The following is a 24,270-nucleotide window of genomic DNA, read 5'->3' as shown; positions in this document are numbered from 1 at the left end:
ACAACTACCTCTAATCAAGAAAGTGGCCCAGGAGGGACTTGAACCCCCACGCGGTTGCCCGCAACAGATTTTGAGTCTGCCGTGTCTGCCATTCCACCACTGGGCCTCGGGCAGCTCTGCCATAGCGAATGCAGCGAGCGGAATCCAGCACCGGCACGCTATTGCGGTTGTTCTTGCGGCGGGCGTTTGGGCTCCAAGAAGGTCGCCGGCGGCTCCTTGGCTTCGCTTTGTACCGCCGCTTGGTGCTGGCGCACCTTGGCGGCCGCCTCGCCCGCTAAGCGGCGCAGGGTGGGATCGTTCTCGGCCTGTGCGATCTGGGTCAGGCGTTCGAGCGCCTCGGGCGCGCCGATTTCACCGAGGGCGAATATCGCGGTGCCGCGCATGGCGGGATCGAGATCACGCTGGAGGAATTCCATGATCGGCTGCGCCGCGCGCGGGTCGCCGATTTTACCCAGCGCTGCCAAGATGCGCTGCTTGAGCTGCCCGTCGACGGTGCGCAGGAAGAGATACTGCACCAGCACCGGGGTGGCGTCGTTGGCCCGCAGCCCCGCCAACAAGTCGATGGCCTTGACCTTCACCCGCATATCCGAGTCGCCCACCGCTTGCATGATGTAGGTGACCGCCTTGGCGTCCTTGGTCTCACCCAGTGACTTCAGCCCGTCGAGCCGCACTTCCGGTTCGGGGCTATCGAGCTTCTTGACGAAGTCCTCGAGTTTCGTGCCGCCCTTGGTGTTGCGCTCGTAGCGCTCGCGGATTTGCTTCGACGAAATCTGCGCCCCGGCGCGCGCCGCGCCCAGCGCCAGCGCCAGCGCCAGCAGCAGCCACAACCCGGAGAGCGGGCGAGTCCACACTGCCATCACGCCCACGACTTTACCTGTCCCACACGGCGCCGCGCAACCTACCCGCCGTCACTTCGGCGGGTTGAGCCGGACCATGATCCAGTCGGCCATTTGATGCACGCTATGACGGGGCACGACGCTGCCGCTGAGTTCGACCACCAGAGTCAGCCGGCCGCCGGTGCGCGACATGTTGATCTGACTGACCAGGGTATCGGCGCCGGGATACGATTGCGGCGCAATGTCATCGCCCGCCGCCGGACCTTCAACCTCGACCACGATGCGGGCGGGCTCGCTCTCCTCGTGGCTGGCGACACGGTCGGGTACGCGCGAAAGCTTGAAGAACACCCCGCGCTGTCCGTCGACCGAGCTGATTTCGAACGATCGCACCGCCAGCGGCACCACTATGTCGCCGAGCGGGCTGGGGGCCGCGCCACCGGCGACTGTACTGTCGAGCGGTGCGTGGCGGCGCACACAGCCGCTTAGCAACGCCAGCGCCGCCACCAGCGCCCAGGTCTTCACCACGCCCGATCGCAGGGTCATCTTCATGAGTCGGGGTGATAGCCGAAGCGCCCCGCCGGAGCAAATCGCCCGGGAGCCGGTCGCAACCGCGCCGATGCCGGGCGAAGGACTCGGGCGAATCGGGATTGACTCGCTGGATAGGCCCCGTTACATAACCGCAAGTTTCGAGGAGGCATGATGCGCGGACGTTTTGGGGCAGTGTTTACATGTGTGCTGGCTGGGGCGATGGTGGCGGCGGGCTGTGCGGCGAGAAAGCCGGCGCCGGCTACACCGTCGCCGCTTCCGACTTTCACCATGCCCACCCCGCGGGTGGCGGAGACGCCGGTACCGACCGTACCGCCCGCTACCCCGGCGCCGATCCCGACCCGGCCCGTGCCCAACCCCAACGTCAAGGCTACCAAGGGCAAGCCCATCGGCCCGATCATCACTCACTTCGGCGCGGCCAAGGCTGACGGGCACTCGTACGAGCCCGAGTCGGTGGCCAAGGATGGCACCGCGACCTACCGCAACCGCGTGGGCTCCGGTTTTATGATCGTGGTGGAGACCAAACCCGGTCTGAGCAACACCGAGGTCGGCCACAGTATCTATGCCCACGACCCCAAGGATCCCAGCCGGCGCCCCGATCTCCAACTCATCAGCAACCGGCCACTGGGCGATGGCAGTAAAGAGGTCTGCGACCGCCGCATGCCCAACATCGGTGGCATCCCCGCCGCGCCCTCGTTCAAGGAAACCCAAGAGATCTCGGATACGCTGAACGACATGGGCTGCCGCTTTGAAACCTTTCTGGAAAGCAGTGGCGCCTGTACCGTTACCCCGAACGGCGATTTCTCCTTCGTGTCCAAGGAAACCACCTCGCAGTTTTGCATGGTTGTCGCCAAGGCCTGGGCGCTTCCGATCGGCACCACCGAGCTGACCGTTCGTGTGCGCGATGTCGAAGGCAATCCTGGCCCGGCTAAGAAGATCAAGATAGTTTATCCCGGCCCCCAACCACGACCGAAGCGCAAACCAGGGCCGCGACCGAAGACGACACCGAAGCCGAGACTGCTACCAACACGGTGACAGTAGTAGATCACAGAGTGTGGCTACTGGGCGGGCTGCTGCTTGTGGCAGGATGCGGCGGCTGCCGGGAGTCGAGTGAGCCGCAGCCGGACACGGCCCCGCGCCTGGAAGTGCGGCGGCCGCCGGCGCGCACGCTGGCCGCCGGCGGCGCGCGTGCGCCCACCCCCGCCGGCCGCATCGTGCCACCAACACTGGCTCTGCGGCCGACCAAGGCGCTGGCCCCCGAAGCCGCGCCCACCTTCCCACCGGCGCCGGAACCACCCCCCGAAGAAGACGCGGCTGCCGGCACCGAAGCCGAGCTCGCGGATGAAGGCGACTGCGTCGTGATCATCGACGCCGATCCCGATTTCGGCGAGCCGCCGCTGACCGTCAACTTCAGCGTGGAAAGCCAGTGCCCGAGCGGCATCCCGACCTACGCTTGGGACTTCGGTGACCAGTCGCCGCCGTCATCTGAGCCGGCCCCGGTGCACGTGTTCGAGAAGGCCGGTGAGTACCTGGTGCGCCTGCGGGCCGCCGCCCCGGACGGCTCGCGCGCCTCGGACGAGCTCGATATCACCGTCGAGGCCGGCTTCGAGCAGTAGCCCCCCTCGCTTGCTCCCGGCATTTGGGCTAGAAGTTCGTTCGTTAGCGACAACCAGGCTGGCTGCGTGATGCATCCTGATGACATCAGAGAATTGCTCGCTGCCGCGATCCCGAACGCCGAGATCGAGGTGCGTGATCTGACCGGTGGCGGCGACCACTTCGAGGTCACGGTGGTGTCCGAGATCTTCGCCGGCCGGGGGCGGGTCGACCAGCATCAGCTGGTTTATGCCCCGCTGCGCGCGGCGCTGGCCGACCGCATTCACGCGCTGGCGCTGAAGACCTATACGCCCGAGCAATGGCGGCAGCGCCCGAAATCACTCCGGGTGATCGCTTGAGGAGGCACTGATGACCGATGAGTTGAGACAGCGTATTCAGTCGCTGGTCGCGACGCACAAGATCGTGATCTTCATGAAGGGCACTAAGGTGTTCCCCATGTGCGGCTTCTCCGCCAGCGCGGTGGCCGTGTTTCACGAGCTGGGCGTGCCGTTCGAGACGGTGAACATTCTCGAAGATCCCGAGCTGCGCGAAGGCATCAAGGAATTTTCCAACTGGCCGACGATCCCGCAGGTATATCTGGCCGGCAAGTTCGTCGGTGGCGCCGATATCGTGCGCGAGATGTACGAGAGCGGCGAGTTGCAGCCGCTGGTGCAGTCGGCGTTGGCGGCGTGAAGGGCCGCGGCCGCCTCCGGCCGGTGGATGAGCGTGCCGGCTAGCCTTAGATCTTGCGGCCGGCGGCGGCCCAGTAGCGCTGGCGCAGCTCGCGCTTGAGGATCTTGCCGGAGGGGTTGCGCGGCACCTCGTCAACGAAATCCACGCTGCGCGGGCGCTTGTAGTCGGCCAGGCGCTCGGCGCAGAAGTCGCAAATATCCTCGGGGCGAGCCGCCGCGCCCGGCTTTAATTGCACCACCGCTTTCAACTCCTCGCCCCAGTCTTCGTTGGGTACGCCGATGACGGCAACGTCGAGCACCGCGGGATGCTCGTGGATGACCGCCTCGATTTCCGCCGGGTAGATATTGACCCCGCCGGAGATCACCATGTCGATCTTGCGGTCGACCAGATAGAGATAGCCCTCGGAATCGAAGTAGCCGACATCGCCGACGGTCATGTACTGGCCGCGAAACGACTTGCGCGTCTTCTCCGGGTCCTTGTAGTACTGCATCGCTGCCACCAGCGAGTTGTAGATGTAGACGTCACCGGGCTCGCCCGCGGGCAGCTCATTGCCGGCCTCGTCAAAGATCTTGATCTCGTGCCCCGGCAGCACCCGGCCGCAGCTGCCCGGCTTGGTGAACTGCTCGTGCGGCGGCAGGATGGTGTTCAGGCCGGCATCGGTGGAGCCGTAGTACTCGTACAAGCAGTCACCGAAGTAGTCGGTGATTGCACGTTTGGTTTCCATCGGGCAGGGGGCGGCGCCGAAGATCAGCGCCCGCATCGAGCGCCCCTGGTAGCGTGTCCTCACCGCCGGCGGCAACGCCACGATGCGCTTCATGATGGTGGGCACGGCCATCGTCGAGGTCACACGCTCCTGCTCCACCAGGCGCAGGAACTCCTCCGGCTCGAATTTCGGCATGATCACCAACGTACCGCCCAAGGCGATTGTCAACGCCGAGCCCAGTAGGGGGGCGCTGTGATAGAGCGGCGCGCACACCAGATGCACCTCGTCGGGCGTCAGGTTGAAGCCTTGGATGATACCGAGGACGATCATCGGATCGACCGGGCCATTGCGGGCCACGCCCTTCGGCTGGCCGGTGGTGCCGGAGGTGTAGATCATGGCCGAGAGCCCGGGAACGCTGTCGCCCTCGGGCTCGCCGCTGGGCTGGGCGGCGAGCAGCTGCTCGTAGGCGGCGAACTCGCCGTTGACGCCGTCGCTGACGACGCGCAAGTTGTCGCGCGGCACCAGCGGCAATTGCTCCTGCACCACGCGCACGCGGTCGGTGAACTCGGCGCCGAAGATGAATGCACGCGAGTCGGAGTTGTTGACGATGTAGGCAATCTCGCTCGAGGTCAGCCGATAGTTCAGCGGCACGGCCACCGTCCCGGTCTTGCTGCACGCGCTGGTGACCTCCAGCGCCTCGTGGCAGTTGTTGAGCAGCACCGCCACCTTGTCCCCCGCGCGCAAGCCGAGCGCGCGCAGCCCATACGCCAGCTGATTGATGCGCGCATTCCACTCGCGCCAGGTGTAGCGCCGGTCGCGGCAGACGATGGCGAGCTTATCGGGATAGTTTTGCGCGTTGGCGGCCGGGCCGATCTGCATGGTGATACCCTCCGAGAATGAAACCGTGGCCGGATGCTAAACCCATGTCCGCGGCCGGTCAATTCGGGGGCCACAGCCGGGCGCACGGCAGAGTCGCGAGGCTGGCGGGTGAGCCGGGCGGTGGCCCCTACGCCGTCTTTGGGGCTAGAGCTCAGTACCCCGGCGAGCCGTTACTCGAGCGCGACATCGGACGCCGGCGGGCCCAGGGGCAGAGGGCGAGTTGCTGCTGCAGGTGGCGAATCAAGGCGATCTCGTGGCGGATGTGACGGCGCAGGTCGATCGCCGACTGGCGCGCTTGGTCGCCGCGGAGCTCGTTGTGATGCCGGCGCGGTACGCTCGCCTGCACCGCTCGGCCCCAATAGGCGCGGTACAAGCCCCACAGAAACCGCAGCTGCTCGGCTTGCTCGCTCAACACCGGGCAGGTGGCGCACGGACCGGTGTTGAGCGCGGCGCGCTCCACCGAGGTCAGCTCGGGATGCACTTGTAACGCCGCCGCCAGCCGCGCCATGGTCATGAGCCCCTCGCCGGTCAGCCGTTGTACGGTCTCACGCACGATCGCGGTGATAACCGGGGCACGCGCCTGCAACGTCACCCGGTTGTATACCCGCCCGCAGCAGCATCGCGGCGGCCGCCCCGAGGTCGTGTTGCGCACGAAATAGCGAATGCGGCACATCGGCCAGTGCTGTGCGCTCCACGGCAACACCGCGTCGGCGCTGTCCGCCTGCCCGGCGCGCCGAACCAGCTTGAAGCGTTGCAGGTCGATGACCTCGGCCGGCATGTGACTCCTGGCTGTGAGCTTTGGCACAGCTCACGGCCCCAGATCAAGTGCTTTCTTTGCCCGCCGCGGGACCGCCCGCGCTGGTCAGACGACGAGACGCATCAGCTGCACCAGCCCCAGCAGCAGCACCACCACCCCGCCGGCAGCAGCCAGCGCCATGCCTGCCGCCAACGCCACGCCCTTGGCACGGGCGGGCGCGCTCCGGTTTTCCTCGCGCCGCCAGTAACAGCGCAACCAGAAATACGGCAGGCCGAAGACGAAACTCAGCGGCGCGGGGCGCAAGTGCATGAGCAGCAGTCCGAGCAGGGCTTGCGGCTCGATGTAGATATCGGCCGGGAAGCTCCCCATCATCGTGCCCTTGATCATCAGCCGGTCGCCCACCCGGTCGACTTGCTCGACCTCCATCATCGTCGTGTCCATGTCGGACACCATCTTGACCGAACGTGCCACTTGCAGCCTCCAATCATTCCACGCCGCCGCCATCATGAAGGACTGGCTTACTTCTTGCCCCACCACTTCTTCAGCTTGAGATCGTCCAGAACCGCACTGGCCGCGTTGCGCCCCGCACCGCCGGTGACACCGACCCAATCCCCGGCCAGGTACAGCTTCTCGATCGGGCAACGTCCCTGCGGGTAGTCGTGAAACGGCCGGTAGTAGCCGACCTGGTGCGGTTCGGTGGAGCCGTTGCAACACGAGCCCTTGACGAACGAGGGATTGCGCCGCTCGATGTCGAGCGGCGAATCGACGTGACGCTTGAGGATGCTCTTGCGGAAATCGTTCTTGGTGAAGCCGGCGGTAAATTCCTCGACCTGGTCGGCGTACTCCTCTTTGATCGCGTCCCAGCGTGCTGCGCCGCCGTCTTCGAGGTCGTAGGGCGAGTGCTTCCAGGCCAAGCCGGTGTGTTTACCCGCGGGCGCCTGCGTCGGATCGAGCACGGTGGGAAAGCTGCCGTAGTAGCCCAAGGAGCGCGGCGGCCGGCCGGCGCGATTGTCTTCGTGACACTGGCGCCAGTGGGCGTCAGGATCGAGCGGCAGCACGGCGATCGACCAGCAGCGCTGAATGTCGGGGTCGTTGTCCGACGCCTTCCATACTACAGGTTCATTCAGCGCCCAGTGGGTGTTGTGGAAGCTGTGCTCTTCCCAGCGCCAGGTTTTCACCTTGCGGGCGAACTTCGGCTCCAGTAGCTGCTCGCCGACCATTTGCAGCAGGGTGGTGACGTGGGTGACGTCACTGATGACGCCCTTCTTGGCCGTGTAGCGCGAGCCGTCGCTGCAAACGACTCCGCTGGCCGATTTGTTCTCGGTGACGATCTCCCGAACGTCCTTGCCGAACAGCACCCGGCCGCGGCTTTCCTCCAGACACTTGCGCAGCGCCAGGCAAACCTGGCCGGTGCCGCCCTGCGCCAGCCCGAAGCTGCGCCCGACGGTATGGCTCATGATCAAGTGCATGATGAATGGGTTGCCGAGCTGCGGCTCGTCGTCGGGGCGGGTGAAGCCTTCGGAGATGCGCTGGCGCAACAGGTTGCGCAGGCGGGGTTCTTCGAAGAAGTCGTTCACCAGATCGACCGGTGGCTTCATGCTCAAGCGGATCAGCTCGCGGCCGGCGGGGCTGCGTTCGAGCGGGGAGAGAAACAGCGAGCCGGGCGAGGCAGCGGCGGCGCCGCTGACGGCCTCTTCGGCGGCGGCCCACATCGGGGCGGTGTCCTTGTAGGTCAAGAACAGCTCGCGCCAGGTGTCGGCGTCGCGGCGATTGTAGCGGGCGATGTTGGCGCACATCTTGTCGAGGTCGTGATGCCAGTGGATGCAGCTGCCGTCATCGAACACGGCCGACATGGCGACATCCGTGTAGAGGTAGTTGACCCCGTACTTTTTCAGCTCCAGCTCCTTGTGAACACCGGTCCAGAGCGTGCCCCCCATCCACACCGCGCCCAGGTTGTGCTTGAAGCCGGGCAGGGTCACTTCCTCGCTGGTGGCGCCGCCGCCAACGATGCCGTCACCGCGGCGTTCGAGCACCACCACGTCGAGCCCGGCGCGGGCCAGGTAGCAGGCGCTCGAAAGCCCGTTGGGGCCGGCGCCGATGACCACCACGTCACAGGTTTGTGTCTCGGGCATGTCACTCCTCCAGTTCAAGTTTGCGGCTTATCCGGTCGCTGTTTACCGACTTGGCGGTAGTAGCGCTCGGGGACGCGGCCGGGATCTTTGTAGATGTGAATGCGGCAGGGGTCGTCCGGGGTCGCCGGGTGATCGATCGCCCACTGCGGGTGACCGAACCACTCGATGCACTGAATGTTGTTCCACACCGCGCAGTGGGCACAGTAGCTGGGAAAATCGGGCTTGTCGAAGGTCATGGCTTGCGGGCGGTCGACGCGGCTAAGCCCGTCGGGCCGATCATAGGCGCCCTCGCGCATCAGCCGGCCGCCGGAGCCGCACGGGTCTTGGGTGATGGTGAACTTCTCCTCGTCCTCGCTCACGCTCACCCGCCCCATGTGGGTCTTGAGCAGATGGACCGAAGCGCGGGTGAAGGCGGCTGCCGACTCGCCTCGCCACTGTTGCTCCCAGCGCTCGAAGCCGGCGCGCTGGCGTTCGCCGGTATGGCGCAGGATGCCTTCCAGGCGCTGATCACCGAAGACCTCAGCGACGTAACTGTAGAAGCCGGCTTTCGTGTCGATGAACCGATCGTGGATGACTTGGTGCTGGCGATCGCGCTCGTGCAGCAAGGCGCGCGCCCGGTCGAAGTCGCCGGCTTCGACGGCGGCGGTGATGCGGGCGGCGACCGCGGCCTGCTCGGCGCGGAAGATCTGCTCGATGTACTCCATGGCGTATTCGAGGACCTGGCGCAGCCCTTTGTGAATCAGCACGTACTCCTTGGGCAGCTCGGCGCAGGCGCGCCGGGCCTCGTCCAGATCATTGACCGCCAGCGCCGCCTCCAAGCGCTCACGCGCGCGCCGGCCCAACTGCTTCAGCTCTGCATCGTTCATGGCGGTGCGCTCCGAGAGGCCGTGGCGGCAGCAATCAGCAGCCCAGATGGCGGGCGATCACCATGCGTTGGACCTCGCTGGTGCCTTCGCCGATGGTGAGGATTTTCGAGTCCAGGTAAAAGCGCGAGACCGCGTGCTCGCGGGTGTAGCCGTAGCCGCCGTGGATCTGCACCGCTTCCTCGGCGGCCCGCACCGCCGCCTCGGAGGCGAACAGCTTGGCCATGGCGGCCTCTTGGGCGTAAGGCCGGCCGCTGTCGCGCAGCCAGGCGGCGCGATATGCCAGCAGGCGCGCGGCCTCGACCGCGGTGGCGATATCGGCGAGCTTGAACTGGATCGCCTGGTGCTGGCTCAGGCGCTTGCCGAACGTCACTCGTTGTTGGGCATGGGCCAGCGCCAATTCCAAGGCCGCGCGCGCCAGGCCGACCGACAAGGCGGCGATGCTGATGCGGCCGACGTCGAGGGTCTGCATGAACTGGCGCAAGCCGGCGCCTTCGGGGCCGAGCAAGTTCTCGCGCGCCACGCGGCAGTCCTCGAATACCTGCTCGCGGGTGTCGACGGTGTGCCAACCCACCTTGTGATAGCGGCGGCCGACGGTGTAGCCGGGGGTATCGCGCGGGACGATCAGGGTGCTGTAACGCTTCTTGCCGGCGGCGTCACGCCCGGTCACCGCCAGTACCACCAGCCCGTATGACAGCGGCGTGCCGGCGTTGGTGATGAAACACTTGGTGCCGTTGATGACCCAGGAGTCGCCGTCCAAGATCGCCGCGGTACTGATATTGGCGGCATCGGAGCCGGCCTCCGGTTCGGTGAGGCCGAAGGCGCCGAGGATCTCGCCGCGCGCCAGCGGCACCAGGTAACGTTGCTTCTGCTCCTCGGTGCCGAAGTGCAGGTAGGGCAGTGAGCCGATGGTCAGGTGCGCGTTCCAGGTGGCGGCGATCGACTGGTCGACGCGCGCCAGCTCCTCCATGGCGGCGACGAAGGCCACCGTGCCGGTGTTGCTGCCGCCGTACTCCTCGGGAATCAGCAAGCCCATCAGCTGCAGCTCGGCGAGCTTGCGGAAGACCGCCGTCGGGAACTCACCGGCGTCGTACCACTGCTCGGCGTGCGGAGCGATCTCGTGCTGCGCGAAATCGCGGCAGAGGTCGCGGATCATCCGCTGTTCGTCGTTGAGCTCGAACTCCACTGGATTCCTCGGGCGGTGGGGTAGTTAAGGCTGGACCAGGATTTTGAGATGTTTTGCCGGCTCTTCGAGCAAGGCGCGCAGGCCGCGCGCTTCCAGCTCGGCGAGGTCGATGCGATCAGTGATCAAGGCGGCGCCGCGCACGGCGTCGCTCGCCAGCAGCCGCAGGGCCTCGGGGAACTCGTCGGTGTAGGCGCTGGAGCCGATGATCTCCTTCTCGTGCGCTTGCAAGCGCGCCCACGGCGCCGGCGACGAGTCGCGGTAAATGCCGACAATCGCCACGCGCCCGGCTTTGCCCGAAACCCGCAAGGCGGTTTCGATGCCGGCGAGCGAGCCGGTGCACTCGAACACGACATCGGCGCGCCGGTTGTCGGTGGCGGCGGCGATCTCCTTATCGACCGCGCTCGCCGCCGGATCGAGAGCCAGGCGCGCTCCCAGCTCCTCGGCCAACTGGCGCCGGGCCGCGATCGGCTCGATGCTGAACACCTCAGCGGCACCGCCGGCGCGAGCCGCTTGCAACACCAACAAACCGATCGTACCTGCTCCCACCACCGCCACGGTTTCCCCCGGCTTCAGCCGCGCACGCCGGCAGGCATGCACCGCCACCGCTGTCGGTTCGGCCAGCGCACCCACCTCCGCCGGCATGCCGGCAGGGAGGCGGTAGAGCGAATAGGCGGGGACGTTGACGAACTCCGCCAGGCCGCCGTCAGCGCACAGGCCGATGCTACCGAGCTTGGCGCACAAGTTGGGCTGTCCCGCGCGGCACCACGCGCATTGGTGGCAGACCAGGCAGGCATTGGCCGTAACCCGCTCGCCGGCAGCGAAGCCGGCGGCGGCGCTGACCACCGTGCCGCAGAATTCATGCCCCAGTGTGATCGGCGGCACACGGCCGGTGAGCGGATGCGGGCGCGATGGGATCAGCACCGGACCGTGCGTGTACTCGTGCACGTCGGTGCCGCACAGCCCGCACCACTCGACTCGCACCAGCACCTCGCCGGCGCCCGGCTGCGGCGGCGCCAGCGCTTCGATGCGCAGATCACGCGGGGCGTACCAGCGCGCCGCCCGCATCAGCCGCTCCTCCGCTCAGCCATGCCGTCACTTCCCGGCCCGCACCAGCGACTGGGCGCTGAAGAACTGGGGGTCGAGCTTGATGCGGCGATCGTTAGGCGGATCGGCTTGATCCGGCGGCGCGGTGATCACGGTGGCGCGGCTGAGCTTGAGGTTCTCGGCGCCTTGGTAGACGATGTTCCCGGCCCCGTAATAGTCGCCGTCACCGCCCGAGCTTCCGTTCAGATCGGCAAACACCACGTAGATATTGACCAACTCGCCGCTCCAGTTGAACTTGCGGTTGTAGGCGCCGTGATAAGTCTCCTTATCGATGTAAAGCTGGATCTTGCCGAACAGATAGTAGGTGTCCTTCGGCACCGCCTCGATGACCCAGCAGCGGCGGCGCGCCAGGGCGGTGCCCAGAGGCGCCCAAGGCGACCCTTGCCAGCTTGGGTCCTGAAACCCGACCATGGGAACCTTCTTCCATATGCCGCGCCACCCGCCGCTGGGCAGTTGCACCCGGTGCTGCTCGCCGTCGAGACTGTAGGGATCAGTCAGGCGCAGGATATCCTGTTCCCCGGCCAGCTTCCAGTTGAAGTCCTCCGGCTTGCCGTCGAAGAAGGGGCCGTCGTCCTGACTCATGTCGGAGCCGAGGAAGCCATCGGAGCGGTTGGTGGGCGAGACCGCGCGCACGCGCCGCAGAGCGGGCACGTAGGCCCAGGAGGAGTCGCGCTTTTCGGGATCGCGGTAGCGCCAGCTCAACGCGGCGGTGCCGTTGAGGTCGGCGGGTTTCACGGTGGTGGCCAAGAGCTGGGTGAGCAAGTCATCTGGGTTACTTGTGGGGATGTACTGGCGCGGCTGGCCCTGGTAATAGAGGAAGTACACGTCCTGTGTGGCTTTTCGTTCTACGCCTTTACTTGATACCCAATTGATCTCGACGTAGTTTCGCAGGTTGCCGTTGTTCCACCAGTAGAGGTAGTGGTTCCACAGGATTTTCAACGCCGCCTGGGGATCATCGGCGGTCACGTTGGGGAACGGGAAGCCGCGCATGTAAGCCGGCCGCTTGCCGGTGGCCTTGTCGACGATGCTGCCCTTGGCGTCGAGAGCCAACTCGGTGGCGTTGCGCGCGGTCGCCTCGAGGAAGTCGGCGCTCCACTTCTGGCGGCCGTTCTCCCAGGCCAGGATCGGGCTGACGTATTCGCCGCGCTCGTAGTGGCGCAGGATCTCCGGGGGCAGCAGATCCTTGGCGAGTTGCCAGTTCTGCTGCGACAGGGTATCGCCCGGCTTCAACTCCTGCGCCCGAACGGTGCTGGTCGCGACCAGCGTGGCCAAGAACCACAGTGTTGCCGTACGCTTCATGGAGGCTCCTTTCTCACAGCGCGGTGGGTTGCGCGCCGGCAACAGCCCCGGCCTGGAACTCGGCCGGATCGACGTAGCGCTCGGGCCCGTACGGCGGCGGGGCGCAGTTGGCGCACGAGCAGCCGTGGGCGAGCCGCCGGAAGTCCGCGTTGGTATCCCACGCCTGGCCCATGAAGTAGTTGTGATCCATGATCCCGTACAGGCCGGCAGCTTCCATGCAGCGGTGGCGCTCGGCGAACACAGCCAGGGTGTATTCGGCCGGCGGCGGCACCTCGTGCTCCCAAGGAGAGCCGACTTCCTTTTGCCACGGGATCAGCATGGGTACGATCTTGTGTTGCGTGCACCACTCGAAGCAGCCGGTCCACGAGGCCAGGCCTTGATCGAGGTCTTTGAAGCCATACGGTTGCACCATTTCGGGCCCGACCACGAAGGCGCTTCCTACCATGCCGGCGCCGTAAACCTCCAGGCACATGAGCAACGAGTCGATCCAGTACTGGCGGCCGACGAACTTGTGCTTTCCCGGAACGATGACGGGCCAGAGCTTTTCCTCCCAGCAGTCCATGTTGGGGGCGATGTGGTACAAGCCGGCATCGTGCAAGCGCGTCAGGATCTCACGATCGGGCGGGGCGGTGACACAGGCGTAGAACTGGGTGTCGGCCTTGAGTTCGTCGCGCACGTCGCGCAGGGCGGCGTACAGCGCGATGTATTTCTCCATTTCCTTGTTGGTGTTCAGCAAGCTGCCGCCGGTGAATGACACCTGGCGGATGCTGCCGGTTTCGATCACCGCGGCGCGGTAGGCTTCGGCGGCATTGGCCGGCTTGACCGCCATATCGAGCTTGAAGCCCAACTCGCTGAAGCGGCTGGCTTCGGCATCGAGGCAGCAGTAGCGGCATTGGTCGCCGGACTTGGTGTACTCGCAGTAGCGCAGCGCTGCGCCGAGCAAGGCCTCGCGCGTCCACGACAGGAACACCGATCCGTTCATGGTACCGTCGGAGGTGGTGTCGAAGATCCAGCGCGCGCCGCGCTCGAAGCGCACCGGCTCGATCGCTTGGCCGTCGCGAAAGAGCACGAAACCCTTGGCTTCGGTGAGGCGGATCTCGTAGGGGCTGGCGGAATCGAGCCGGCAGACCACCGGCGCGTGTCCGTCGTCCAGGATGAAGTTCCACGGAATCGCCTTGACCTCGCTGCCGGCTTGCACCGCCGGGTTCCACACGTGATCGGAGTTCCACACCAGGAAGTGAGGGAAGGCGTGCGGGCCGACGCGCGGCAACAACTCGTTGGGCTGGATGCCTTCGCGCAGAACGTCGGTCTTGATCACGATCGCCCGCGGGATGGTGGGAAACTGCGCTTGTAAGGCGGCGACTCGTTCGCGCCCTCGTAACTGCACGGCCGTTTTCATACTCACCTCCCTAAGTTGGCATTGGGGCCTGGCGACGCCCGCGTTACTTTCCAAAGCGGACCAGCGACTGGTAGCTGAAGAACTCCGAGTCGTAGGAAACGAAAAAGTCGTTGGCCGCGTCGTGCATTTGCGGCGGCGGTGCGCCGGCATAGGTAGCGCGCCCCTGCTTGAAGTTCTCGGCCACTTGGTAGTAGAGCGCGTGGCCCCAGATATAGTGCTTGCCGTCGGGGCTGCCGTTGACGTAAGCGCCGACCTGATAAGTGGTGACCAATTCGCCGGCCCAGTTGAACTTGCGGCTCCACGCGCCGCGGAAGTTCTCCTTGTCGATGTACAGCTGAATCTTGCCGAAGAGGTAGTACTGGTCGCGCGGCACACCTTCGATGACCCACATCGGGCGTTGCACCAGCACGAAGTTGAGCGGCGCCCAAGCCAGGCCGCTCCAGTCCGCCTGTTGCACGCCCACCATCGGCAGCGCCTTGAAGGGCACGCGCCAGCCGCCGCCGGGCAGTGGCTGGTAGGTGAATTCGCCCTTGAGGCTGTAAGGATCGGCGAGGCGCAGTGTCTGGCGTTCGCCGACCAGCGTCCAGACGAAGTCCTCCGGCTTGCCGTCGAAGAAGGGGCCGTCGTCCTGGCTCATATCGGAGCCGAGGAAACCGTCGGAGCGATTTGCCGGCGACACCTGGCGCACTCGGCGCAAGGCGGGAACGTAGGCCCAGTTGGAGTCACGCTTGTCGGCCGCGCGGTAGCGCCAGGTGAGCGAGGTGGTGCCTTGCAGATCCGCCGGCCGCAGGGTGGCGGCGAGGAACTGCTGCAACACCTCGTTGGGATTGCTCTTCGGGCGGTCGTCGGGCGGCTGGCCGTCGTACTGCGCGAAACAGACGTCAATCATCGCGGTGCGATCAAGACGCGAACGGCCGAGCCAGAGGACGTCGGTGACGTTGCGGCGGCTGCCGTTGGACCAGTAGCCGTAGTAGTAGTTCCACAGCACCTTGATGCCGGCCTGGGGATCATTGGGCGCAATCTCGGGGAACGGAAAGCCGTAAATCGCCGCCGGCCGCTGGCCGCTGCCCTTCTCGATGATGCCGCCGGCAGGACTGACCTCGAAGCGCCCGGCGTTGGCCGCGGTGGCGCTGGCGTAGTCGGGGCCGAGGTTGACCGCACCGTCCGGCCATTCCGCCACCGGGTTGCGGTACTCGCCGCGCTTGTAGTGATCCAGAATCTCCGGCGGTAAGAGATCGGCGGCGAGCTGCCAGGTCTTCTCGTCCAGCACCATGCCGGGCTGCAGCGTCTCGGCCAGCGCCGGCGTCGCGGTCAGCACTGCGGCCAGGCAGATGATTCTGATGAGCGGCATCGCGATTCTCCTCGCACTTAGTGGTTCAACACCGCCTCGGCGCACTGCAGGGCGACGTCGTAAACCTTGTCGGAAGCCAGACTGCTGACGGACAGAATCGAATCGCCGGCGAAATACAGGCCTTCGACCCCGAGCGCCCGCACCGACAATTCCCGCGGCATGACCGAGTACGAGTAGCGGCCCCAGTTGAGTTGGAGATTGTACACCCGCGCTTCGACTTGGCGGGTGAAGTCCGGGAACACCTTCTCCACCGCGGCTTCCCACTTATTGATGGCTTTGCGCACCATCGCGGGTGAGGCATCGAGGCCGAACTGGGTGCCTTCGAAGTTGGCCGTGATGTAGTTGCCGACGAGCTGTTTTCCCGTCGGCACCTTGGCGTTGATCATGTCCCCCAAGATCCAGTCGCCGACGTAGTTGGGCTGCCCTTCGGCCGCGTCGAAGAGGTGGATCCAGCCGTAGTAGTCCTCGGGAATGACCCGCTCGCGCAGCAGATAGAAGACGGTCAGGTCTTCATGCGACAGCTCGCGCAGCTGGGCGATCGAGGCGCGGCCCTCCGGGGTGAGCATCTCGTCGGGAATCAAGCGGCGAAAGCCGACGGCAAACTGGATCGGATAGGCTACCACCACCCGCGGCGTTTGCACCTCGCGCAGCATCTCGTCTTCGTCCCGCATCCAGACGCCGCTGACCTTGTGGCCGTCGAACAGCACCCGGCGCGCCTTCACCCCGCAGACGACGTCGCCGCCGTGAGCCCGAATGTAGGTGGCCAGCGGCGCGATGATGGTGTCGGCCAGAATGCCGTTGGCCGGATACCAGAACGGGACGGCACCGATGCGCGGGAAGGAGCCGAAGATATTGGCCATCTGGCCGATGTTGACCTTGTCGGCGGTGCTGCCTTGCAGCGGCCCGGTCACGCCTGCCAGCACCATGTGGACGACGGGATTCTGCACGTGCCGGTCGAGCCACTCCGCAAAGCTCATGTGCACTTGCTTACGGCAGGCCTCGGGCGACATGTCGGCCATGAGATGGAAGATGCGCGACATCTCCGCTTTCTCGAGCTCGCCCAGCGGCATACCGGCGGCGAACGAAAAGAAGTCGAAGAAGTTCTCGACCCCCTTGGTGCGATCCATCGAGAAGAAGTCGATAGCGGGCCCGCCGCTGCGGCCGACCAAGCCCATCACCCACTTGATCTCCTTCTGCGCCAGCGCCAGCCCGAGTTTGTCGAACACCTGTTTGGCGTAGGCGTCGTCGATGTCGTTGACCATGCCGGTGAGCAGGTGCTCGGCGATGTCCACACGGCAGCCGGCAAACTCGATGGCGCGATAACGGCCGCCGAGCGTCGGCTTTTGCTCAACCACTAGCGGCCGCATGCCGCCCTGACAGAGCAGGGCCGCCGTGGCCAGCCCGCCGGGGCCGCCGCCGACGACCACGACGTCGTACTGGTCGCGAATGCTGTGAATGCCGCGCGAAGGGTTCATGCTACTCCCTCATGTCCCGCGCCGGGTGGCCGCGGCGCAGTGCCCGCCGCTTGCCGCTCTGCCGCGGCGAAGAAGTCGAGCACCAAGCGATTAAAGAGGTCCGGCCGCTCGATCTGCGGCAGATGCGCCGCATCTGGGATGACTTGGTTGCGTGCGTTCGGCAACGCCTGCGCGAGCAGCGCCGCGCCGGGTGCCGAGGTCGGGATCGGGTCGAGGGCACCGGTCACGATCAACGCCGGCACCCGCAGCTGTCCGAGGCGGGGGGTCAGGTCAGGTCGATTGCCCAGAGCGCGAATCGAGGCGGCATAGCCGGCCGGGTCGATCCGTTCGAGCCGCTGGCGGAAGTCCGCCAGGTCGTCCGGATGGCTGTCGGCAAAGTCGGACGAGAAGATGAAACTGATGAAGCCTTCGGCAAAGCCGGCGAGGTCGCCGGACTCGACCACCTCGGCGGAAGCTTCAAAGCGCAGACGCATCTCCTCGGTGGTATCGGGTGCAGTGCTGATCAGCACCAGGCTTTGCACCGCGGCGGGCCGGGCGAGGGCGAACTCCAGCACCGCGACGCCGCCGAGGGTGGCGCCGATCAAGTGCGCGCGGGCAATGCCGAGGTGACGCAACAACTCGGCGATGTCGTCGGCGAAGTCGGTGATTCGTCCGGGTGGCGTGCTCGCCGCGGAGCGGCCGTGGCCGCGCGCATCGAAGGCAATCACGCGGTGGTGTGCTGCCAGCGCGGGGACCTGATGGCGCCATTGGCTGAGATCGCCGCCGCCGCCGTGGGCCAACACCACCGCCGAGCCGGCCCCGGCCTCTTCGTAGTAGAGCTTTGCGCCGGCAGTCGTGACGGTAGGCATGGGGCCTCTTACCTCGGCATCCCCATGAGAAAGGCGATGGTCGAGAGCATGACCTCGGTGTTGCCGAGATCGACGGTTTGCAGCACCGCCTCGCGCAGCCAGCGCTGCATCGGGAACTCCATGCAGTAGCCGTAGCCGCCCATCACCTGCATGCCGTCGAGCGTCACCTGCTTGTAGATCTCGGACGACTTCAACTTGGCCAGCGCGCACTGCATGTGAGTTTCGACGCTATCGCCCTGCGAGAGGTACCAGGCGGCGCTGTAAGTGAGCAAGCGCGCCGCTTCGACCTCGAGGTAATCGGCCGCCAGCTTGTGCTGGATCGCCTGGAACTTGCCGATCGGCTGGCCGAACTGCTGGCGCTGGCCGACGTATTGCACGGCGTAGTCGAGCGCGGCGCGGGCGCTGCCGGTATTGTGCGCCGAGATGCCGACGCGTTCGGTGTTGATGGTGGCGATCAGCTGATACCAGCCGTTGTTCAACTCGCCCAGGAGGTTCTCGCGTGGGACGCGCACGTTCTCGTACCAGACCTCGTAGGTGGGAATGATGTGGCCGCCGAGTTTGGGGATCTCGCGCATGGTGACGCCGGGCGCCTTGGGGTCGAGCAGCAGCAGCGAGATGCCCTTGTGCTTCTTCGCCGTCTTGTCGGTGCGGGCGGCGACGATGATGACGTCGGCGAGATTGATCAGGCTGGTGAACATCTTGTGCCCGTTGAGCACCAGTTCATCGCCGCGGGCGTCGGCGCTGGTGGTGAGGGCGGCGAAATCGGTGCCGGCCTCCGGCTCGGTGAAGGAAATCCCGAAGATCACCTCGCCGCGGGCGATGCGCGGCAGGTACTTCTGTTTCTGCGCCTCGCTGCCGTACTTGGACAGCGCCTCGGCGCTGAAGATGCCGGTGGGAATGAAATCGCAGCCGATGCCCCAGCGCGCCGTCTCCTCGATGATGATGGCGATGTCGATGATGCCGCGGCCGCTGCCGCCGTAGGCCTCCGGCACCATGGTGCCGAACCAGCCCTGCGCCGCCATCTTGGCGCGCAGCTCCGACGGGAAACGGTGTTGCTCATCGCAGCTGCGCACGTATTGCGGCGGGCATTCGCGGCGCATGAAGTCGCGCACGGTGTTACGCAGCAGCTCTTGCTCTTGGGTGAAGCCGAAATCCATACCCGCGTGCTCCGTCTCGCCTCAGCTGTAGTCCTCGCCGATGACCCCGGCCGCGCGTAATTCGGCCACCCGTTCCGGGCTGTAACCGAGCGCCCCGAGGATTTCGGCATTGTCCTGACCCAGGCCCGGCGCTCCGCGCCAGACCTGCCCCGGAGTGGCCGAGAATTTCGGAATGATGCCCACGCCCTTGACCCGGTCCCACACCGGATCGTCCCACTCGATGAAGTTCTCCCGCGCCGCACAATGCGGATCGTCAGCTAAATCCTTGATGCTGTACACCCGCTGGCACGGCACCTGGTACTCGACGGTGAGAATGGCTTCGACCTCGGCGGCAGTGTGCGCCTGCAGCCAGCGGCGCAGCTCGGCCTCGAAGGCAACTGCCCCAGGCATGCCTGAAAGACATTTCTCGAACTGCGGCGACCAGCGCTCGTCGTCGGGATCGACGCCGAGGGCGCGGCACAGGCGCGAGAACGGCTCGCTGGCGGCGTTGATGCAAAACCACACGCCGTCGCCGCTCTGATAGGTGTCCCACGGCACCGCCACCGGATGGCGGTTGCCCAGCCGCTGCTTGACCTCGTCGTTCTGGAAATAGTTGATCGCGGTGTCGGCGAGCATGCGCAGCATGCACTCGTATTGGGAGATGTCGATGGCCTGGCCTTTGCCGGTGCGTTGCGCGCTGACGTACGCCGCCAGCGCCGACCACAGCGACCACAAACCGGTGATGTAATCGCACAAATAGGGCTTGGCGGCGATCGGCGGATTGGGCTCGGGCAGGCCCTGGATGAACATCAGCCCGCCGAAGGCTTGGCCGATCATGTCGTAGGAGGCGCGCCGGACGTAGTCGGGGTGGCCGGTCTGGCCGAAGCCGGAGACGTGGACGATGACCAGCTTGGGGTTGACCTTCCAGACCGCCTCGTCGGTCAGCCCGAGCCGGCCGTAAGTGCCGGGGATGGAGCTCTCGATCCAGATGTCGGCGCGCGCGCACAGCTGCAAGAATATCTCCCGGCCTTGCGGGTTGCCGAGATTGAGCGTGAGGTCGCGCTGGTTGCGTTTTTCCTGCGCCCAAGCGGATTGATCGAAGCGGTAGATCTCGCCTTGCAGCGGCTCGACGTGGATGACCTCGGCGCCGAAATCCGCCGCCAGCGAGGCCGCCCACGGCCCGGCGTTGTTGCGGCCGGTGTCGAGAATGCGCAGCCCTGGCAGCGGGCCGAAGGCCGGCGTGGCTAATGCCGTCATATCCGCCGTCCGACCTCGTGCCCTTCGAGGATGGCCATGTCGACCTTGCGGGGCGCAACGCAATCGCCGATCTGGTACAGCTCGGGCACCTGTCCCTTGAGCTGCTTGTAAAGCGCGTCGTCCGCCCGGCCAGGATAGGCGAACACCACCGTGTCGATGTCCGTGATCGTGCGCTCGGCGAAGGAGAAGACGTGAAAAGCGTTGACGCTGTCGCCGGCGATGCTGCGGACCATATGCATGGGCGTGAACACCGCGCCTTTGCTGCACAGGTTCATGTAAGTGATGATCAAGCTCGGCATGGCAACGTTCATGCCGACGAAGAACACGGGGCTGAGCACTTCGACGGCAACTTCCCGGTTGAGCAGGAAGTCGGCCGCCGTCAGCGCGCGGTAATGGCACTCGCCGTCGATGACCACGGCCCGCTTGCCGGGTTGCACGCGGCCCGCCAGCAGCTCGCTGACGTCACAGACGTTGGGCCCGTCGGCACCCGGGAGCTCGGGGTGTGCCGGCAGTGAGCCGGTGGCCACCACCACCGCATCCGGCTTCTCAGCCAGGACGGCCGCGGCGGTTGCCGCCGTCTGCAAGCGCACGTCGATTTCGAGCTTCTCCATCTGGTAGGCGAGGTAGCGCACGACGCCGCCGAACTCCTGGCGGCCGGCCGCTTGGGTGATGAGATTGATCTGGCCGCCGAGCTGAGCCGCCTTTTCGTAAAGCGTGACCGCGTGGCCGCGTTCGGCCAGGATGCGGGCACACTCCATACCGCCGGGGCCGCCGCCGATGACGGTGACGCGCTTGCGCTTCGGGGCCGCGCTCAGCGTGCCAATACCCCACTCGCGCTCGCGGCCGGCGGCAGCGTTCTGGATGCAGCCGATCGACTTGCTCTGCATGACGCGGCCGATGCAGTTCTGGTTGCAACCGATGCAGGCGCGGATTTCGGCCAGCCGGCCCTCGCGCGCCTTGCGCGGCAGTTCGGGGTCGGCGATCAAGGCCCGCGTCATGCCGACCATGTCGGCCTGGCCCTCGGCGAGGATGCGCTCGGCCAGGATCGGATCGTTGATCCGCTGCGAGGCGAACACTGGGACCTCGCCCGCCACCTCGCGGATCAGTCCGGCCAGATAGGCTTGCGAACCCGGCGGGAAGCTCATGTCGCAGGTGATCAGGAACGGGGTTTGCCCCATGCCGGCGCTGACCGAGAGGTAGTTGAGCTGGCCCGTGGCCACCAGGTGGCGGGCGATCTCCTGGGTATCGTCGGTGGTCAAGCCGCCGGGCACGAACTCGTCGGCCGACAAGCGCAGGCCGAGCACGAAGTCATCGCCGGCGCTGCGGCGCACCGCCTTGATGACCTCGAAAGCGAAACGCATGCGGTTCTCCAGCGCGCCGCCCCAGCGGTCGGTGCGCTGGTTACTCAGCGGCGAAAAGAACTGCTGGATCAGGTAGCCGTGCGAGGCGTGCAGCTCGACGCCGTCGAAGCCGCCGTCGCGGATGTGGCCGGCGCAGGTGGCGTAGGCTTCGATCAGCTCGGCGATTTCCTGTTCGTCCATTTCGTGCGGGGTCTCGCTCGCCACCGACAGCGCCAACGGCGACACCCCGAGCAGCGGCAGGCGTGAGATGCTGCCGTCGATCAGCTGCCGGCCGCCGTGGGCGATCTGGGCGAAGACCTTTGCCCCATGCGCGTGCACCGCCTTGGTCAGCTCGCGATAGCGGGGCACTTCGCGCTCGTCGTATGCAAACGCCTCGTTCATCAACGGCTGCGAGCTCGGATGCACGATCAGGGTCTCGACGATCACCAGCCCAGCGCCGCCCTTGGCGCGCTCGGCATAGTAAGCGATGTGCCGGTCGCCGATCAGATGATCGGACGACAGCAGCGTGGTGGCCGGCATCATGACGATGCGGTTGTCGACCGTCACGTTGCCGATGCGCAGGGGACTGAAGAGGTACTCGAACTGGCTCATGCGGTTGCCGTGGCCGGGGCCGGTCCCAGCTTCGCACGATGCTCGCGATAGATGCGAACGTTCTTCTCGGGCACGAAGCCGTTGTTCATAAACCAGTCGATGGCGCGCTCCAGCCCGTGGCGCACCGGGTGCAGTTCGAGGCCCAGCTCGCGCACGGCCTTCGAGCAATCGTAGGCGATGTGGAACTGGCCCATCTTCATCGCATGGTAGTTCATCGACGGCGCCTTGCGGGTGATGTACTCGGCGCGCAACTGGGCGATCAGCCCGAAGAACATCGCGACCCGGATGGGAATGCGGAACTTGGGCATCGGCAGGCCGGTGATCTCGTGCATCATCTGGCAGGCGTCCAACACGCGGACGTTCTCGTTGCCGATCAGATAGCGCTCGCCGACGCGCCCCTTCTCGGCCGCCAGCACGTGCCCGCGGGCCTGGTCGCGGATATCGATCATGTTCATGGTGCTGTCGATGTAGACCTTCATCCGGCCGCACAGGAAGTGCAGCACCAGCATGCCCGGTAGCGAGGGCCGGTAGTCGAACTCGCCGTAGCACGACGCCGGGTTGACGATCACGACCGGGCAGCCGCGCGCGACCTCCTGCAGCGCTTCCATCTCGGCCATGTACTTCGACATCATGTAAGGATCGCTCGGCGTCCAGCGGTAGACCGATTCCTCGGTGGCCGGCGTGCCGTCGAGGTGCGGCCCGACGCAGGCGATGCTGCTGGTGTACACGACCTTTTGGTAGCGCAACTCGCGGGCCAGCCGCAGGATCATGCGGGTGCCCAAGACGTTGGCGTCGATGAACTCGCTCGGGTCGGCCGCCCAGAGCGCGACGGCGGCGCCAACGTGGAACAGCGTATCGCAGCCTTCCATGCCTGCGCGCAGCGACTGGGGCTCGCGCAGGTCCCCATACGCCCGCTCGACCTCGAGGCCGTCGAGGTAACGGGTGTCGCTGGTTTTGCGGACCAACGCCCTGACCTGGTGGCCGTGCGCGAGCAGGTCGCGCACCACCGCCTGGCCGACGTAGCCGGTGGCGCCGGTGACGAAGGCCTTCACCGCGACACCCGATCAGAGCAGGCCGTTGAGCTTCATGGCCAGCTGCATGTTGCCTTTGACCTTCAGCTTGCCGGTCATGAAGGCCATCTGGCCGGAGAGCTTCTTGTTGATGAAGTTGACGAAGTCGGCGTCCTTCATCGTGACGGTGATGTCGGGGGTGGCCGCTGCCTCCGCCTTGATGTTCATCTTCTGGTCGCGGATGTCGAGCGTCCAAGTGCCGCCCTGATCGCCGTTGATCTGGAACAGCAGCGTGCCGGTGAAGTTCTCGATCTTCTTGGGATCGGCTTGCACCGCGGCGGGCAATTCGGTCTCGAACCATTCCCGGGGTTGTGTGATCGGCATGACTCTCCTCCTCGATTATATTGTCGCTTGCAGCCCGTCAGAGCGAGGCCGCAGGTTTGCCGGGGCCGGCTTCGCTCTCGGCGAGTTCGCCGGCTTCTCTCTGCTTGCTGTTCTTCTTCTCCTCTTCCAAGACGCGGCGCAGCTCCTGCTCGCCGAAGTCGAGATGACGGGCGACGGCTTGGCGCGCCTTGACCGGATCGCGCGCGATCACGGCCTCGACGATGGCCACGTACTGGCGGAACATCTTGCCGAACAGATGCGGGGCGAAGGCGAGCTTCTCGCGGCTGTACGAGAAGGCGCCCTCCACCATGGTCCACAGCATGCGCATCAGATAGGCGTAGATGCTGTTGTGGGTGGCCTCGGCGAGGCGGAAGAAGGTCTTGGCGTAGAGGTCGGCGACCTCGGGCGAGAAGATCGACTTGCCGCCGGCGACCAGCACTTTGGCCTGCTCCAGCAACTCACGCAGCTGCGCCAGTTCGCGATCGTTGGCGCGCTCGGCCGCCAGCGCGGCGCCGTCGGGGTCAATGCGGCGGCGCACCTCGAAGAGCTCGAAGATCTTTTCCGGGTGGCGTTCGAGCATGGTCAAGACCGGTTCGCCGAGCGTGGCCGGAATCATCGTGCGTACGAAGCTGCCCTCGCGCGGCCGGATTTCGATGTAGCCGATGGCTTCGAGCACCATCAGGGCCTCGCGCAGCGTAGGGCGGCTGACCCGCAGGGTTTCGGCCAGCTCCTTCTCGGTCGGCAGCCGCTGCCCGGCCTGCAGCTTGCCTTCGGCAATCAAGGCTTTGAACTGCTCGACGACCTTGTGTGAAATCTTGACGTTCTTTTCGATGGGCGCCAGTTCGGCCATGCTGTCCACTTTCTCTA

The 24,270-nt window shown here is 65.9% G+C and carries 24 protein-coding genes and 1 tRNA gene; 4 read left to right on the top strand and 21 right to left on the bottom strand.

Translation table 11 applies throughout. The features are described 5' to 3' along the window. Positions 1 to 23: 23 nt before the first annotated feature. The 3 genes from HY699_00770 to HY699_00760 all read right to left on the bottom strand — a co-directional run bounded on the left by HY699_00770 (position 24) and on the right by HY699_00760 (position 1,379). Positions 24 to 106 (bottom strand) — tRNA-Leu (locus tag HY699_00770). Between the two features lie 52 nt (positions 107 to 158). Next, entirely contained in the window at positions 159 to 857 is a 699-nt protein-coding gene (locus HY699_00765; GenBank protein MBI4514337.1) for a HEAT repeat domain-containing protein, read from the bottom strand. A 51-nt stretch (positions 858 to 908) separates the two neighbouring features. Next, positions 909 to 1,379, bottom strand: coding sequence for a hypothetical protein (locus HY699_00760; GenBank protein ID MBI4514336.1), 471 nt, complete (start codon positions 1,377 to 1,379; stop codon positions 909 to 911). A 153-nt stretch (positions 1,380 to 1,532) separates the two neighbouring features. On the opposite strand from HY699_00760, the gene HY699_00755 reads away from it, so the two are divergent. The 4 genes from HY699_00755 (at position 1,533) to grxD (ending at position 3,668) form a co-directional block, all read left to right on the top strand. After that, a complete protein-coding gene (locus tag HY699_00755) occupies positions 1,533 to 2,417 on the top strand; it encodes a hypothetical protein (GenBank protein MBI4514335.1) in 885 nt (294 codons plus the stop codon). A 17-nt stretch (positions 2,418 to 2,434) separates the two neighbouring features. Then, positions 2,435 to 2,998: a PKD domain-containing protein gene (locus HY699_00750; GenBank protein MBI4514334.1), complete on the top strand. Its 564-nt coding sequence runs from the start codon at positions 2,435 to 2,437 to the stop codon at positions 2,996 to 2,998. 66 nt (positions 2,999 to 3,064) lie between these two features. Beyond that, positions 3,065 to 3,334, top strand: coding sequence for a BolA/IbaG family iron-sulfur metabolism protein (locus tag HY699_00745; GenBank protein MBI4514333.1), 270 nt, complete (start codon positions 3,065 to 3,067; stop codon positions 3,332 to 3,334). Positions 3,335 to 3,344: 10 nt separating this feature from the next. Further along, on the top strand, positions 3,345 to 3,668 hold the full coding sequence (gene grxD / locus HY699_00740) for a Grx4 family monothiol glutaredoxin (GenBank protein MBI4514332.1): 324 nt from the start codon (positions 3,345 to 3,347) through the stop codon (positions 3,666 to 3,668). Between the two features lie 46 nt (positions 3,669 to 3,714). On the opposite strand, the gene HY699_00735 is transcribed toward grxD, so the two are convergent. The 18 genes from HY699_00735 to HY699_00650 all read right to left on the bottom strand — a co-directional run bounded on the left by HY699_00735 (position 3,715) and on the right by HY699_00650 (position 24,253). Next, positions 3,715 to 5,250, bottom strand: a complete 1,536-nt coding sequence (locus tag HY699_00735; GenBank protein ID MBI4514331.1) for an AMP-binding protein — start codon at positions 5,248 to 5,250, stop codon at positions 3,715 to 3,717. Positions 5,251 to 5,401: 151 nt separating this feature from the next. After that, positions 5,402 to 6,028: a hypothetical protein gene (locus tag HY699_00730; GenBank protein MBI4514330.1), complete on the bottom strand. Its 627-nt coding sequence runs from the start codon at positions 6,026 to 6,028 to the stop codon at positions 5,402 to 5,404. Positions 6,029 to 6,112: 84 nt separating this feature from the next. Further along, on the bottom strand, positions 6,113 to 6,478 hold the full coding sequence (locus HY699_00725) for a hypothetical protein (GenBank protein MBI4514329.1): 366 nt from the start codon (positions 6,476 to 6,478) through the stop codon (positions 6,113 to 6,115). Positions 6,479 to 6,525: 47 nt separating this feature from the next. After that, positions 6,526 to 8,139 (bottom strand): NAD(P)/FAD-dependent oxidoreductase, encoded by a 1,614-nt coding sequence (locus HY699_00720; GenBank protein ID MBI4514328.1) that lies wholly within the window; start codon positions 8,137 to 8,139, stop codon positions 6,526 to 6,528. Between the two features lie 14 nt (positions 8,140 to 8,153). Continuing rightward, positions 8,154 to 9,005: a hypothetical protein gene (locus tag HY699_00715; GenBank protein ID MBI4514327.1), complete on the bottom strand. Its 852-nt coding sequence runs from the start codon at positions 9,003 to 9,005 to the stop codon at positions 8,154 to 8,156. A gap of 34 nt (positions 9,006 to 9,039) precedes the next feature. Further along, entirely contained in the window at positions 9,040 to 10,188 is a 1,149-nt protein-coding gene (locus HY699_00710) for an acyl-CoA dehydrogenase family protein (GenBank protein ID MBI4514326.1), read from the bottom strand. Between the two features lie 24 nt (positions 10,189 to 10,212). Beyond that, on the bottom strand, positions 10,213 to 11,253 hold the full coding sequence (locus HY699_00705) for a 2,3-butanediol dehydrogenase (protein MBI4514325.1): 1,041 nt from the start codon (positions 11,251 to 11,253) through the stop codon (positions 10,213 to 10,215). Positions 11,254 to 11,280: 27 nt separating this feature from the next. Further along, a complete protein-coding gene (locus HY699_00700; protein ID MBI4514324.1) occupies positions 11,281 to 12,591 on the bottom strand; it encodes a DUF1329 domain-containing protein in 1,311 nt (436 codons plus the stop codon). Positions 12,592 to 12,604: 13 nt separating this feature from the next. Beyond that, complete coding sequence (locus tag HY699_00695; protein ID MBI4514323.1) at positions 12,605 to 13,990, bottom strand: hypothetical protein; 1,386 nt, start codon at positions 13,988 to 13,990, stop codon at positions 12,605 to 12,607. A 43-nt stretch (positions 13,991 to 14,033) separates the two neighbouring features. Then, positions 14,034 to 15,341, bottom strand: coding sequence for a DUF1329 domain-containing protein (locus HY699_00690; GenBank protein MBI4514322.1), 1,308 nt, complete (start codon positions 15,339 to 15,341; stop codon positions 14,034 to 14,036). A 17-nt stretch (positions 15,342 to 15,358) separates the two neighbouring features. Then, positions 15,359 to 16,816 carry an NAD(P)-binding protein gene (locus tag HY699_00685; protein MBI4514321.1) on the bottom strand — a complete coding sequence of 486 codons (1,458 nt, stop codon included), beginning with the start codon at positions 16,814 to 16,816 and terminating at the stop codon, positions 15,359 to 15,361. Next, positions 16,813 to 17,664 (bottom strand): alpha/beta fold hydrolase, encoded by an 852-nt coding sequence (locus tag HY699_00680; GenBank protein ID MBI4514320.1) that lies wholly within the window; start codon positions 17,662 to 17,664, stop codon positions 16,813 to 16,815. Before HY699_00680 ends, HY699_00685 begins: the two co-directional genes overlap by 4 nt. Positions 17,665 to 17,672: 8 nt before the next feature. Continuing rightward, entirely contained in the window at positions 17,673 to 18,821 is a 1,149-nt protein-coding gene (locus HY699_00675) for an acyl-CoA/acyl-ACP dehydrogenase (GenBank protein MBI4514319.1), read from the bottom strand. A 21-nt stretch (positions 18,822 to 18,842) separates the two neighbouring features. Next, positions 18,843 to 20,057 carry a CoA transferase gene (locus HY699_00670; protein MBI4514318.1) on the bottom strand — a complete coding sequence of 405 codons (1,215 nt, stop codon included), beginning with the start codon at positions 20,055 to 20,057 and terminating at the stop codon, positions 18,843 to 18,845. Continuing rightward, positions 20,054 to 22,009 (bottom strand): FAD-dependent oxidoreductase, encoded by a 1,956-nt coding sequence (locus HY699_00665; GenBank protein MBI4514317.1) that lies wholly within the window; start codon positions 22,007 to 22,009, stop codon positions 20,054 to 20,056. The genes HY699_00670 and HY699_00665 overlap by 4 nt, the downstream gene beginning before the upstream one ends. Then, positions 22,006 to 23,061 (bottom strand): NAD-dependent epimerase/dehydratase family protein, encoded by a 1,056-nt coding sequence (locus tag HY699_00660; protein MBI4514316.1) that lies wholly within the window; start codon positions 23,059 to 23,061, stop codon positions 22,006 to 22,008. Before HY699_00660 ends, HY699_00665 begins: the two co-directional genes overlap by 4 nt. Positions 23,062 to 23,073: 12 nt before the next feature. Beyond that, complete coding sequence (locus tag HY699_00655; GenBank protein MBI4514315.1) at positions 23,074 to 23,403, bottom strand: SCP2 sterol-binding domain-containing protein; 330 nt, start codon at positions 23,401 to 23,403, stop codon at positions 23,074 to 23,076. A gap of 37 nt (positions 23,404 to 23,440) precedes the next feature. Continuing rightward, a complete protein-coding gene (locus HY699_00650; GenBank protein ID MBI4514314.1) occupies positions 23,441 to 24,253 on the bottom strand; it encodes a FadR family transcriptional regulator in 813 nt (270 codons plus the stop codon). Positions 24,254 to 24,270: the final 17 nt, after the last annotated feature.

It is taken from the genome of Deltaproteobacteria bacterium (assembly GCA_016210005.1).
Lineage (GTDB): Bacteria > Desulfobacterota > Binatia > HRBIN30 > JACQVA1 > JACQVA1.
The sequence above is the reverse complement of the archived record's forward strand: the minus strand, read 5'-3'. Positions and strand labels throughout refer to the sequence as shown.

Bases quoted from the DNA above. Each gene is read 5' to 3' on its own strand.
- HY699_00765 (MBI4514337.1), bottom strand. From the start codon at position 857: ATGGCAGTGTGGACTCGCCCGCTCTCCGGGTTGTGGCTGCTGCTGGCG.
- HY699_00760 (MBI4514336.1), bottom strand. From the start codon at position 1,379: ATGACCCTGCGATCGGGCGTGGTGAAGACCTGGGCGCTGGTGGCGGCG.
- HY699_00755 (MBI4514335.1), top strand. From the start codon at position 1,533: ATGATGCGCGGACGTTTTGGGGCAGTGTTTACATGTGTGCTGGCTGGG.
- grxD (MBI4514332.1), top strand. From the start codon at position 3,345: ATGACCGATGAGTTGAGACAGCGTATTCAGTCGCTGGTCGCGACGCAC.
- HY699_00735 (MBI4514331.1), bottom strand. From the start codon at position 5,250: ATGCAGATCGGCCCGGCCGCCAACGCGCAAAACTATCCCGATAAGCTC.
- HY699_00730 (MBI4514330.1), bottom strand. From the start codon at position 6,028: ATGCCGGCCGAGGTCATCGACCTGCAACGCTTCAAGCTGGTTCGGCGC.
- HY699_00720 (MBI4514328.1), bottom strand. From the start codon at position 8,139: ATGCCCGAGACACAAACCTGTGACGTGGTGGTCATCGGCGCCGGCCCC.
- HY699_00715 (MBI4514327.1), bottom strand. From the start codon at position 9,005: ATGAACGATGCAGAGCTGAAGCAGTTGGGCCGGCGCGCGCGTGAGCGC.
- HY699_00705 (MBI4514325.1), bottom strand. From the start codon at position 11,253: ATGCGGGCGGCGCGCTGGTACGCCCCGCGTGATCTGCGCATCGAAGCG.
- HY699_00700 (MBI4514324.1), bottom strand. From the start codon at position 12,591: ATGAAGCGTACGGCAACACTGTGGTTCTTGGCCACGCTGGTCGCGACC.
- HY699_00695 (MBI4514323.1), bottom strand. From the start codon at position 13,990: ATGAAAACGGCCGTGCAGTTACGAGGGCGCGAACGAGTCGCCGCCTTA.
- HY699_00690 (MBI4514322.1), bottom strand. From the start codon at position 15,341: ATGCCGCTCATCAGAATCATCTGCCTGGCCGCAGTGCTGACCGCGACG.
- HY699_00685 (MBI4514321.1), bottom strand. From the start codon at position 16,816: ATGAACCCTTCGCGCGGCATTCACAGCATTCGCGACCAGTACGACGTC.
- HY699_00680 (MBI4514320.1), bottom strand. From the start codon at position 17,664: ATGCCTACCGTCACGACTGCCGGCGCAAAGCTCTACTACGAAGAGGCC.
- HY699_00675 (MBI4514319.1), bottom strand. From the start codon at position 18,821: ATGGATTTCGGCTTCACCCAAGAGCAAGAGCTGCTGCGTAACACCGTG.
- HY699_00670 (MBI4514318.1), bottom strand. From the start codon at position 20,057: ATGACGGCATTAGCCACGCCGGCCTTCGGCCCGCTGCCAGGGCTGCGC.
- HY699_00665 (MBI4514317.1), bottom strand. From the start codon at position 22,009: ATGAGCCAGTTCGAGTACCTCTTCAGTCCCCTGCGCATCGGCAACGTG.
- HY699_00655 (MBI4514315.1), bottom strand. From the start codon at position 23,403: ATGCCGATCACACAACCCCGGGAATGGTTCGAGACCGAATTGCCCGCC.
- HY699_00650 (MBI4514314.1), bottom strand. From the start codon at position 24,253: ATGGCCGAACTGGCGCCCATCGAAAAGAACGTCAAGATTTCACACAAG.